Raw genomic sequence first — 12,713 nt, 5'->3', positions numbered from 1 at the left:
TATCCTCCAACTATTAATGGATAATGAAACGAGTGTAAAGTTTCTGTAAATTCTTCTGTACCCAGTCATGGTGGTGGAAAGTACGAAAGCCCTCATTCATTCTTTACTTTTCCTTCGGAAAAGCCTGATACAGTTCAATAATAAACTCACTGCCTGAGCCAACTTCACTTTTTACAGAAATTTTACCGTGATGGGCTTCAACTAAATGTTTAACAATCGCCAGCCCAAGGCCGGTTCCGCCTGAATTTCGGCTTCTTGCCCGGTCAACTCTATAAAAGCGTTCAAAAATCCTCGGAATCTCCTTCTTTTCTATTCCGATTCCGGTATCTTTAACTTGAATACGAATTTTATCCCCTTTTTTCTGAACTGTGATTTTAACCGTTCCATTGGCCGGAGTATACGAAATGGCATTCGTAATCAAATTGATCAATACCTGTTTTAAGCGATAGGCATCCCCTTCAATCAGAATGCTGTCCTTTGAGCATTCAAAATCCAGGTGAATGCTTTTCGCTTCCGCCTTCCCTCTAAGCATGGTTAAGACCTCTTCAATAGTGGACAGCAAATCAAATTCCTGAACGGACAGGATAAAACCATTCTGTTCTATCTTCGAAAGTTCAAGCAAATCCTGAATCAATGACTGCAGACGATCACTTTCTTTAAGGATAATCGATAAAAAAGCTTCCAGCGTAGATCTGTCGTCCATGGCACCTTCAAGAAGCGTTTCAGAGAATCCTTTAATCGAAGTCACCGGAGTCTTTAGCTCGTGGGATACGTTGGCCACAAAGTCTTTTCTCATTTGTTCCAGATTCTTCAGTTCGGTAATATCATGAAAAACGAGTAAGACACCTTTCCACACATTGTCTGAACCGATAATGGGGACCCCGTAAACATCAAAATATCTTCTTTCAATTGCCAGAGGAAGGTGCATTTGCCTGCTTACCTTTTGTTCAGTCATAAAAACTTCCTCTATTAATTGGCAGACCTCTTTATGTTCAACCACTTCATAATAAAGCTGGTATAAATAATCTGCTGGGTTCGCTTTAAAAATTTCTTTATAGCCCCTGTTAATCAAATTTATATATCCGCGGCTGTCTATTAAGATGAGACCGCTCCCCATATTTTCGATTAAAGCACCAAGGCGGTCCTGCTGCATTTCCTGTGCCTTGACCATTTCCTGGAGATTGCGCGCCAATACGTTAATGGAAGCGCTTAGCATACCGGTTTCATCCAACCGGTCTTCATATGTTCTTGCCCGATAATTCCCCTTGGCAAGTTCAATCGCTACATGTGTTGCAGACTCTATCGGCTTTGTATATCTGGTCGTTATCCGGAATCCAAGCAAAATAATAACGATTAATGCAAGTCCCAAACTGATCGACAGGAGCCACCATATTTGCCGATATGCTTTTTTTAGCTCATCCGCTTCCGCGCTTAAAAAAACATAGCCAGTTATTTTATTATTTAATAGAATCGGCTTCCCGTAGTAATGAAGTTCATTTCCGCTGCTGGTTTCCAATTTACTTTGCTTATTTGACTTCTTTGTTACTGCTTTTTTTATAATTTGCTCATGGCGGCTTTTATTTTTTCCAGTTGTTTTACCACTGTCAAATAATATTCTTCCTTGATTATCAGATAGAGTAATCCTCGTTTCCAGTATCCGGCTGGTTTTTATTAATTCCTGTTTATCCAATAAAGCAATACCGCCGTTATTTACAATATGCATGCTTAAAAGATTGCTTTCCTTTTTCAAACGATCATCAAATGAGTGCAAATAATAGTTTTTAAACAACTGTCCCAGCAGCAGCCCTAACCCAAGCAGAACGGAAATAATGAGAGTAATAAGGGCAAACAGCAGCCTAGTCCTAAATTTGGTCATACCCCTTTTGGCTCCTCCAGCTTATAGCCAAGTCCCCGAATGGTCTTTATGTAGGCTGGTTTTTTTGTATCTGTTTCTACTTTTTCTCTTAAATGAGATATATGGACATCAACAATCCTGGTATCACCAGCAAAGTCATAATTCCAAACTGCACTTAAAAGCTGGTCACGTGTTAAAACTCGATTTTTATTTTGCGCTAAAAATAAAAGCAATTCAAATTCTTTCAACGTTAATTCTAATTTTTCCCCTTTGAATAACGCTTCATATTGTTCAGGGAATATTTTTAATTCGCCTATAAGAATCGCATCAGCTAATCCTGCTTCCTGATCCTTCGTTTCAGGAAGGACCTGCGTTCTCCTTAAAATTGCTTTTACTCTGGCAATTACTTCCCTTGGGCTGAAAGGCTTAATCATATAATCGTCCGCTCCCAGCTCAAGGCCAAGGACTTTATCGAATTCATCATCTTTTGCCGTTAACATGAGAATAGGTGTCATGACCCTTTGCTGCCGGAGTTCTTTGCATACTTCCATTCCATCAAGCTTTGGCAGCATTAAATCAAGAACAATGATATCCGGCCCTCTGAGAGCGCTAATTGCCTGCCTTCCTCACCGTCCATAGCGGTAATAACCTCAAAACCCGCCTGCTCCAAATTATACTTTAAGAGTGTAACGATTGATTGTTCATCGTCAACAACAAGCACTTTATTTTTCATAAACGCCTCCGCGAAATATATTAACCCCTGTTTTTCACTAGCACCCTTCTTACTTATAATATACTAAAGAATTAATTGCCCGCAATCTGTGGTATCTCAGTAAATCTAACGAACAAAAGGCGCAAGGGCCGGTTAGCCCCGACAGGCATAAGACGAATCACGCAGGAAATCCTGATTTCTGGAGTGATTTGGCTTATGACCCCGAGGGGCTGGGCGCTGGAGCTAGATTAATACAACATGGTAGAAGGTATCCACATCATTTAATTTTATAATTTCCTAAACAACAAAAAAAACAGGATGCAAATTTTGCATCCTGCTGGCCTTTTAAAAATTATCAAGAGCTTTTGCATCCATTCCTTCCAGGCGGAATGGCGGACAAACTTTTATTTTTCCGATAATGACTTGTTCATTTTTTTCATTAACAGCTGATACGTTAATTTCAACGGAATGATTCTTTTTATTTACATCGGTCACTTCAAACAAGAACTCAATTGTTGCATAGTGATAAACCGGCTTTGGAAACTCCAGCTCCTGACTTAATATATGGCTGCCTGGTCCGGGAAGATATTTAGAAACGGCTGAGGTGATCATTCCTGTCAGCATGATAACCGGAACAATTGGTTTTTGATAGGGAGTTTGTGATGCATAATCATGCTGAATATATAAAGGGTTCGCATCATCAGTTAACCCTAAATAAAGCAGAAGATCCTTGTCCTCTATCTTTTCTGTAAAAGAAAGCTTTTCACCAACTGACATCTCTTCAATCCTTCTGCCAAGCTTTCTTTTCTTTCCTAATAACATTAATGAAGGCACCTCCATTTTTTTGAAACCGGTTTCATTTTAAATTATATTAAACTGTTCTCATAACTGTTTAGTATTTCATTAGAAAAAAATTCGGGGAAATGATTCCCCGAATTTTATTTTGATTATGCCAATACTGCCATAACTCCGCGAACAGATTCTGCGGATTTATCCAAAGCAGCTTTTTCTTCTTCAGTCAATTCAAGCTCAATTACTTTTTCAATTCCATTTGCACCCAGAATTGTTGGAACTCCAAGGTAAATACCTTCGTATCCATATTCTCCCTCAAGGTAAGCAATGGTTGGAAGAACGCGACGCTGATCTTTTAAAATCGCTTCACACATTTCTACAAGAGAAGCTGCTGGCGCATAGTAGGCACTTCCGTTACCAAGTAGGTTAACGATTTCTCCGCCACCTTTACGGGTGCGCTCAACGATTGCATCAAGACGTTCCTTTGGAATCAATGTTTCAAGAGGGATGCCTCCTGCATACGAATAACGGACAAGCGGTACCATATCATCCCCATGTCCACCTAAAACAAATCCAGTTATATCCTTCACAGAAAGGTTTAACTCCTGTGCAACAAAAGTTCTGAAACGTGCAGAATCAAGTACACCTGATTGCCCGATTACACGGTTTTTAGGGAATCCGGACTCTTTGAACACTGTGTATGTCATTGCATCGACTGGATTGGTCAATACAACGATAAAGCAGTTTGGAGAGTACTTTGCGATTTCCTGTGCAACGCTTTTCATGATTTTTTGGTTTGTTTGCACCAAATCATCACGGCTCATGCCTGGCTTTCGCGCAATCCCTGCTGTAATGACAACAATATCTGAATCACGAGTGTCTTCGTAGCTTGAAGTACCAGTAATATTAGCATCAAAGCCTTGTACAGGACCTGCTTCAAGCATATCTAGCGCTTTACCTTTTGTTGGATTTTCCATTTGCGGTATATCAACTAGCACTACATCCCCAAGCTCTTTTTGAGCAAGCAGGAATGCTGTTGTTGCCCCTGTAAATCCTCCGCCAATAACTGAAACCTTTTTGCGATTCAATGACATGTGATTCTCCCCCTTGAACTTATTGATTATAATTGACAAAATTTATGTAAGGAGCTGAAAAATCCAGCCCCTAAAATATTACTCCATGTTTTTAATAAGTTCGTCGCCGAATTCGGAAGTTTTTACTTCTGTTGCTCCGTCCATTAATCGTGCAAAGTCATAAGTTACAACTTTAGATGCAATGGATTTTTCCATAGATTTCACAATCATATTGGCAGCTTCGTTCCAGCCTAAATGTTCAAGCATAAGAACACCAGACAAAATAACAGACGAAGGATTAACTTTATCAAGGCCTGCATATTTAGGAGCTGTTCCGTGAGTCGCTTCAAAAATCGCATGTCCTGTTTCGTAATTGATGTTGGCTCCTGGAGCGATACCGATACCACCTACTTGAGCAGCAAGTGCATCGGAAATATAGTCTCCATTCAGGTTCATTGTAGCCACTACATCAAATTCGCGCGGGCGTGTAAGGATCTGCTGAAGGAAGATATCAGCAATCGCATCTTTAACAATAAGCTTGCCTGAAGCTTCAGCATCCGCCTGTGCTTTATTCGCTGCATCTGTTCCTTGTTCTTCTTTAATGCGGTCATATTGGTTCCATGTGAATACTTTGTCACCAAATTCTTTTTCTGCAAGCTCATAGCCCCAGTTTTTAAATGCGCCTTCTGTATATTTCATAATGTTGCCCTTATGTACGAGCGTTAAGGATTTACGTCCTTCTTTAATAGCATAATTGATTGCAGCGCGTACAAGACGATTTGTCCCTTCTTCAGACACAGGCTTGATGCCGATACCGGAAGTTTCAGGGAAACGGATTTTTTTGACACCCATCTCATTTTGAAGGAAGCTGATCATCTTCTTAACTGCTTCAGATCCTTTTTCGTATTCGATACCTGCATAGATGTCTTCTGTGTTTTCACGGAAGATTACCATGTCTGTATCTTGCGGGCGTTTAACTGGTGATGGAACGCCTTCAAACCATCTTACTGGACGAAGACATACGAAAAGATCCAATTCCTGGCGAAGAGCAACGTTCAATGAACGGATTCCGCCGCCTACAGGAGTTGTTAAAGGGCCTTTGATCGCAATCAGGTATTCATTGATTTGATCTAAAGTTTCCTGTGGAAGCCATTCACCTGTTTGATTGAAGGCTTTCTCACCTGCTAATACTTCCTTCCAAACTAGCTTGCGTTCCCCTTTATATGCCTTCTCGACTGCAGCGTCCAAAACGCGGACAGAAGCTGCCCATATATCAGGCCTGTACCGTCACCTTCAATAAATGGAATTACTGGATTATTTGGCACATTCAATACACCGTTAGTTACTGTAATTTTTTCACCTTGCATTGTTTTTTCCCTCCAATGTCTGTTGAAAAAGGATGCGGTAAATGGACTCTGCCGGATTCAATCCAGGCTGCTCCCCATTGCCTTTGCTGGCAATGGCCGCTCCTTTTTATTGCTATTACTGAATCAAAGGTTAGGAGGCATTAGCCCCTAACCTTCAATTGTCCATTCTCATTACACCAATTTTTTGATAAAAAGTAAAATCTGGAACCTTATAAACTTCTTTCGCCGATAGGAACGTATTTCTGCATTCCTGGTCCTGTATATTCAGCACGTGGACGGATTAGGCGATTGTTTTCATACTGCTCTAGGATATGGGCAAGCCACCCGGATACACGGCTGACAGCAAAGATTGGAGTAAACAGGTCATGGTCAATGCCGAGGCTATGATACATTGACGCTGAATAGAAATCAACATTTGGCGGCAAATTCTTTTCGCCTGTTACGATTTCTTCGATTTTTATTGACATATCATACCAATGTGGTTCGCCTGTTAGCTCTGTTAATTTTTTAGACATTGCACGAAGATGCTTAGCACGCGGATCTCCTTTGCGGTAAACCCTGTGGCCAAAGCCCATGATTTTTTCTTTGTTTGCTAGCTTCTCGCCTACGTATGCTTCAACGTTTACAACTGTACCAATTTCCTTCAGCATTTTCATTACCGCTTCATTTGCTCCTCCATGAAGAGGCCCTTTTAATGCGCCAATGGCAGCAGTAACACCAGAGTAAATATCGGATAAAGTTGCCACGCAAACACGGGCAGTAAATGTGGAAGCGTTTAATTCATGGTCCGCATGCAAAACAAGTGCCTTATCCAATGCTTCAACAGCGATACCGTCAGGCTCATTCCCTGTCAGCATATAAAGGAAGTTAGCAGCAAAGCTTAAATCCTTTCTTGGAGCTACTGGCTCAAGTCCTTTTCTTACACGGGCAAAAGCAGTAACAAGTGCAGGCATTTCGCCTGAAGGCGAATCGCCTTGCGAAGATTTGCAGCCTCTTCCATTACATCTGCTTCTTCATCATATAACCCAAGAAGCGATACAGCGGAACGAAGTGCTGCCATTGGATGCACTTTTTCAATAGGATACATCTTAAAATGTTCCAATACTTCCTTTGGAAGCTCTGCATTTTCTGCCAGCTGAGTTTTCAATTCCTGCAATTGAGGAAGTGTTGGCAGCTTTCGATGCCATAAAAGATATATTACTTCTTCGAAACTAGCATTTTCAGCCAGGTCATCGATATCATAGCCAACATATGTCAGCGTATCATCAATAATCGAACTGATGGATGAAGATGTTGCCACTACCCCTTCAAGACCGCGTGTAACTGTCATACTAAATCTCTCCTTTAATTCTAAATATCCCCATTAACCATTAGTCTGTAAAAGTTCGTTTGTTGGCTGGAGAACGTACCAGCCGCTCTATTTTATCGGCAGACATTGCCTTCCTGCATTGTTAGGGCATATTGCAGCCTTTTTTAAATGAAGCAGACTTTCATTCTGTCGATCTACAGACCGATGAATAATTTTGTTTTTCCCCTTCTTGCAAACTTTTAATCTTAATTGAGCGGATGCTCGGAATTAAAGCTGAATTTTACTTCAGGAATAATAATTATTCCCAAGTAATTAACTGTATAAATAAGAACTATGTAAAAAAGGATACGCTTACAAGTCCTATTATAAACAATTATCTGATTTTTGTGAACGGAAAGGCACTGAAAAGATAAAAAAAATATTATTTCACAAAAAACTATTTAATAAATTCAATGATTTTCATAGCGGTATAGGCTATCCCGGCACCTATTAAAGGACCGACAGCAACTCCTTTAAAAAGGGAGACTGACAGGATTGTGCCCAAAACAAGGGCTGTTGTAATCTGGGGATCTTCAGAAAGCAATGAAACCCCTCCTTTTGCCAGCAGGGCAACTGCAATACCTGAAAGGAGTGCAATCCAGGCAATTGGTGATTTAAAAGCACCTGATAAGTCTCTGAATCCTATCTCTCCACTTGCAATGGGAGCCAAAACAGCGATTGTGATAATAGTAACTCCCCAGTTAATTCCTTTAGATTGTATATAGGAGAAAGTTTTGGCTTCAAGCCCCAGCAATTTTATAAAAATTAATACCGCAATCGCTATCAGTAAGGATTGGTTTTTAGCAACGAGTCCTATACCTAATAATAACATAAGGAATAAAAATGATTCACTGATCATTGAGCCCACCCCAGTTGAATTTTAAATTATATTAGCATAACAACCTTGAGCGTTTAGATGTTTTAAGCATTCACAAAAAATTTTCAAAGTTTAATTATGTTATTCAGAAACTTTTTTACCGCATATTCGTATTTAAAAATGACAATGGGAAATTATGCATTTTTTTCATAAAATGATAAACTACAACTATCTATATCATATACCCTTTTCAAAGGAGGCAGAGATTTGAATCACGTTTACATATACCGCACCGTGAGATTCTTGCTTGTGATTGGAATCATTCTTGTGGCTGCATTTTCATTTTTTTACTTATCAAAAGTAACGTATCCATTTTTGATCGGTTTGATTCTTGCATTCATGATCAATCCATTAGTCAATTTTTTCGAGAAAAAAAGCAGGATGCCTCTGCCGCTTGCCGTATTTACATCTATCATCATTCTGTTTGCGGTTTTCGCCGGGCTAGTCACTCTGCTTATTGCAGAAATCGTAACTGGCGCTAATTATTTGGCTAACGTTGTACCAAAGCATCTCGATACTCTAATTGCTTATATAGAAAAATTTATGGCTTCACAAATCATTCCAGTTTACAACAAGATTGCAGGCGCATTCAATAAGCTCGATGCCGGACAACAGGATACAATTATGGTGAATATACAAAATGTTGGGAAGAGAATTGGTGCGACTGCTGGTGCATTCATTCAAAACTTTTTTCGCAATATACCAACGATTATTGCCTGGTTTCCAAATGCAGCAACCATTATTATTTTTTCAATGCTGGCCACTTTTTTTATCAGCAAGGATTGGTACCGCCTTTCCGCCAAAGGCAGCCGTCTTCTTCCAAAGAGGGCAGTTGCGAGCGGCCGGACAGTATTTATCGATTTAAAGAAAGCCCTGTTTGGATTTATTAAAGCCCAGCTAACCCTCATTTCGATTACGACTGTTATTATTCTAATCGGACTGCTCATCCTACGTGTCGATTATGCAGTAACAATTGCACTCGTTTGCGGAATTGTCGATATTATTCCCTATCTTGGAACAGGAGCGGTCTTTGTCCCATGGATAATTTATGAGGTAATTGGAGGGGACATGGGGCTTGCTATCGGACTTGGCGTTCTTTACATAATTGTCTTAGTCCAAAGGCAGATAATGGAGCCAAAAATCCTGTCATCCAGCATCGGACTGGATCCACTCGCAACATTAATCGCGTTGTTTGTTGGCTTCAAGACCCTTGGGTTCCTCGGTCTGATTGTCGGCGTGTAACACTGGTCGTAATCAGTACACTTCACAGGGCAAATGTATTTCGTGACGTATGGCTGTTTATTAAAGGGAACGACGTGTAAGAGAAAAAAGCGCCAAATCACACGATTGGCGCTTTTTTTTATCTATTTATTTAATAATCTTTATTCGGCCCTGTTGATCCATTTTTTAAAGGAGTTTCTCAGCAGGTATTTGAAAATTTTCCTTGTTGGAGGAAGAAGCATTAAAAAACCAAGTATGTCAGTAATGAAACCGGGAGTTATTAATAACGTCCCCCCTATAAGGATGCAGACACCATCTAATACTGCTTCTCCTGGTATTTGTCCGTGCCTAAGCTCTTCCTGTGCCCGGCGCAGCGTCCTCAGCCCCTGGCTCTTGGCAAGGTAAGCTCCCACCACTCCGGTTAACAATATAAAGAGGATAGTCGGGAGTACCCCAATCGTCTTTCCTGAAAATAACAAAATCCCTATATCAGCAGCAGGCACCAGGATAATCAGCAAAATCAAATATGGCATCTTTTTTCGTTCCTTTCAAACAGGCTTCTGTTGCTATTCTATAATACATACTGTTGCAAATACAAAAAAGAAGCATACTGAAATAAAAAAGCATATGAAATCCTCAAGGGTTCATATGCTTTCCCATTATATATACTTAGAGCACGCTTGCGTGGCCGTTATAGATAACGCCTCTATTGGCGTCTACAGTAATTTCCTGGCCTTCAGTGAAAAATTCCATTGCATTTTCAATACCCACAATAACTGGAATTCCCAGGTTTAATCCTACAACTGCAGCATGGCTTGTTAGCCCGCCCTCAACTGTAATCAATGCACTGCATTTTTCTAGCGCAGGTACCATTTCTCGGTCAGATCCGAGCGTTATCAGAATCGAACCTGGTTTTACTTTATCAAGAGCTTCTTGTGCATTTTTTGCAAGAACAACTCTTCCGTATGCTGACTTGCGGCCGATTCCCTGACCTTTTGCAAGGATTCCTCCAACTACATGGATTTTCATCAGGTTTGTTGTTCCAGCTTCCCCAACTGGTACACCTGCAGTAATCACAACTAGATCTCCATGCGTTACAATACCGCTGTTTACACTTTCTTCAACCGCTACATCCAGCATTTCATCAGTAGTAGTGGCTTCACGGCCAAGCTGAGGATAAACGCCCCATACAAGCTGAAGGCGGCGGGATACTCCTTCATTTGCAGTTACTGCAACAATTGGAGCCTTTGGACGGTATTTAGAAATCATTCTAGCTGTGTGGCCGCTCTCAGTTGGTGTGATGATTGCATTTACATCAAGGTTTAATGCAGTGTGCGCAACCGATTGTCCAATCGCATCCGTAATATTATGCTCAGTATCTTTACTGCGGCTGGATAAAATTTCTTTATGATCCAGGGCTTGTTCTGCTCTTGAAGCAATATTATGCATTGTCTGTACAGCCTCAACCGGATATAAACCGGCAGCTGTTTCGCCGGAAAGCATGATGGCATCTGTGCCGTCAAAAATGGCATTGGCCACGTCGCTCGCTTCTGCACGAGTTGGTCTTGGATTACGCTGCATAGAATCAAGCATTTGAGTCGCTGTGATGACCGGCTTACCAAGAGCGTTACATTTCTTGATCAGCATCTTCTGTACGAGCGGAACTTCTTCAGCTGGAATTTCAACACCAAGGTCTCCGCGTGCTACCATTAGGCCGTCAGAAATTTCAAGAATTTCATCGATATTATCTACGCCCTCTTGGTTTTCGATCTTAGGTATGATGTGGATATGAGCAGCGTTATTATCTTCTAAAAGCTGTCTGATTTCCAATACATCCTTTGCTCTGCGGACAAATGATGCAGCAATAAAGTCAATGCCTTGCTCGATTCCAAAAAGAATATCCTGAGTGTCTTTTTCTGTAATCCCCGGCAGATTTACTGAAACTCCCGGAACATTAACGCCTTTTTTATTTTTTAGCGTACCGCTATTTAAAATCTTAGTATGGATTTCTTGTGAAGCAGCATCAATTTTCGTAACCTCTAACCCAATTAATCCATCATCCAAAAGGATTTTTGAACCTACATGAACATCTTCAATTAATCCAGGATACGTAATAGAAAACTTCTCAAGTGTTCCTTCTACTTCTGTCATAGAAACAATTATATCATTACCGGCTTTAAGCTCAATCGCACCATTCACCATATTATTCGTACGAATTTCCGGTCCCTTTGTATCAAGTAAAATCGCAACTTTCTTTCCAGTTACTTCTGCAGCTTCACGGATATTTTTAATCCTCTGGCCATGCTCTTCAAAATCGCCATGTGAGAAATTCAATCTAGAAACATTCATACCCGAATTAATTAACTCTTGCAGTTTTTCAACACTCTCACTGGCTGGTCCAATCGTACAAACGATTTTTGTTTTGCGCATCATTCGTGTATCCTCCTCTTTCAAAAAAACGGATTATTATATGGATAATTCTTTTGATAATTTATAAATATCTAAATCCAATGTATGTTTTCTGCTTAAAGCTTCAATGATGTCATAATCAACGAGACGGTTTCTTTCGATCCCTACAGCCCGTCCGCCTTTTCCTTCCATCAATATTTCTACTGCTCTTGCACCTAAACGGCTCGCTAAAACACGGTCAGTGGCAGTCGGTGATCCACCGCGCTGGATATGGCCCAATACAGAAACGCGAGTATCAAAATTTGTCGCTTCCTCAAGCTGCTTTCCAAATTCCACTCCGCTGCATACACCTTCAGCAACGACGATAATACTATGCTTCTTCCCGCGCTCATGGCCTTTGCGTAGTCTTGCAGCAATATCTTGCATATCATAATTTTCTTCAGGGATTAAAATCGTTTCTGCACCGCCGGCAAGACCTGCCCAAAGAGCGATATCACCAGCATCACGGCCCATCACTTCAATAATGAAAGTACGTTCGTGTGAAGTCGCAGTATCTCGAATTTTATCGATCGCATCAATGACCGTATTTAAAGCCGTATCAAATCCAATGGTGAATTCAGTGCCTGGAATATCATTATCAATTGTTCCTGGGACACCAACACATGGATAACCCTGTTCTGTAAGCGCCTTTGCACCGCGGTACGAACCATCTCCGCCGATAACAACTAGTCCCTCGATTCCATGGGCTTTAAGCTGTTCAATTCCCTTTTGCTGGCCTTCCTTTGTTTTGAACTCTAAGCATCGTGCAGAATGAAGCATTGTACCACCACGGTGAATGATATCGCCGACAGAGCCCAGCTCCAATTTTTTAATATTACCGCTAATTAAACCAGAATAACCGCCGTAAACTCCATAGACCTCCATATCATGAAAAATGGCCTTACGGACAACTGCACGTATGGCTGGATTCATACCTGGTGAATCCCCACCGCTCGTTAATACACCAATTTTTTTCATTACTTTTCACCCCAAATGGTTGATTCGAAAAATATGTAAATA

The 12,713-nt window shown here is 40.7% G+C and carries 7 protein-coding genes and 4 pseudogenes; 1 reads left to right on the top strand and 10 read right to left on the bottom strand.

Features of this window, described 5'->3' with window-relative positions; all coding sequences use genetic code 11:
- Positions 1-103: 103 nt before the first annotated feature.
- The 7 genes and pseudogenes from pnpS to RCG23_RS17725 form a co-directional block, all read right to left on the bottom strand.
- A complete protein-coding gene (pnpS, locus tag RCG23_RS17755) occupies positions 104-1,876 on the bottom strand; it encodes a two-component system histidine kinase PnpS (RefSeq protein WP_308176765.1) in 1,773 nt (590 codons plus the stop codon).
- Positions 1,873-2,588: pseudogene (locus RCG23_RS17750) on the bottom strand (winged helix-turn-helix domain-containing protein). The gene pnpS and the pseudogene RCG23_RS17750 overlap by 4 nt, the downstream one beginning before the upstream one ends.
- A 324-nt stretch (positions 2,589-2,912) precedes the next feature.
- Positions 2,913-3,389 carry a MaoC/PaaZ C-terminal domain-containing protein gene (locus RCG23_RS17745; RefSeq protein WP_308176764.1) on the bottom strand — a complete coding sequence of 159 codons (477 nt, stop codon included), beginning with the start codon at positions 3,387-3,389 and terminating at the stop codon, positions 2,913-2,915.
- 125 nt (positions 3,390-3,514) lie between these two features.
- Positions 3,515-4,453 (bottom strand): malate dehydrogenase, encoded by a 939-nt coding sequence (mdh, locus tag RCG23_RS17740; RefSeq protein WP_308176763.1) that lies wholly within the window; start codon positions 4,451-4,453, stop codon positions 3,515-3,517.
- A 78-nt stretch (positions 4,454-4,531) separates the two neighbouring features.
- Positions 4,532-5,799 (bottom strand): annotated as a pseudogene (gene icd, locus RCG23_RS17735) (NADP-dependent isocitrate dehydrogenase).
- Positions 5,800-6,008: 209 nt separating this feature from the next.
- Positions 6,009-7,129: pseudogene (citZ, locus tag RCG23_RS17730) on the bottom strand (citrate synthase).
- 415 nt (positions 7,130-7,544) lie between these two features.
- Entirely contained in the window at positions 7,545-8,006 is a 462-nt protein-coding gene (locus RCG23_RS17725) for a DUF441 domain-containing protein (protein WP_308176762.1), read from the bottom strand.
- A 225-nt stretch (positions 8,007-8,231) separates the two neighbouring features.
- Here RCG23_RS17725 and ytvI point away from each other — a divergent pair.
- Positions 8,232-9,346, top strand: a pseudogene (ytvI, locus tag RCG23_RS17720) (sporulation integral membrane protein YtvI).
- Positions 9,347-9,406: 60 nt separating this feature from the next.
- Here ytvI and RCG23_RS17715 read toward each other — a convergent pair.
- The 3 genes from RCG23_RS17715 to pfkA form a co-directional block, all read right to left on the bottom strand.
- On the bottom strand, positions 9,407-9,778 hold the full coding sequence (locus RCG23_RS17715) for an FxsA family protein (protein WP_308176761.1): 372 nt from the start codon (positions 9,776-9,778) through the stop codon (positions 9,407-9,409).
- A 136-nt stretch (positions 9,779-9,914) separates the two neighbouring features.
- Positions 9,915-11,675, bottom strand: coding sequence for a pyruvate kinase (gene pyk, locus RCG23_RS17710; protein WP_308180098.1), 1,761 nt, complete (start codon positions 11,673-11,675; stop codon positions 9,915-9,917).
- Positions 11,676-11,711: 36 nt separating this feature from the next.
- The gene (gene pfkA, locus RCG23_RS17705; protein WP_308176760.1) at positions 11,712-12,671 is read right to left on the bottom strand and encodes a 6-phosphofructokinase; all 960 of its coding nucleotides are present in this window, start codon (positions 12,669-12,671) and stop codon (positions 11,712-11,714) included.
- Positions 12,672-12,713: the final 42 nt, after the last annotated feature.

It is taken from the genome of Neobacillus sp. PS3-34 (assembly GCF_030915465.1).
In the GTDB taxonomy this organism is placed as follows: Bacteria; Bacillota; Bacilli; order Bacillales; family Cytobacillaceae; genus Neobacillus_A.
The sequence above is the reverse complement of the archived record's forward strand: the minus strand, read 5'-3'. Positions and strand labels throughout refer to the sequence as shown.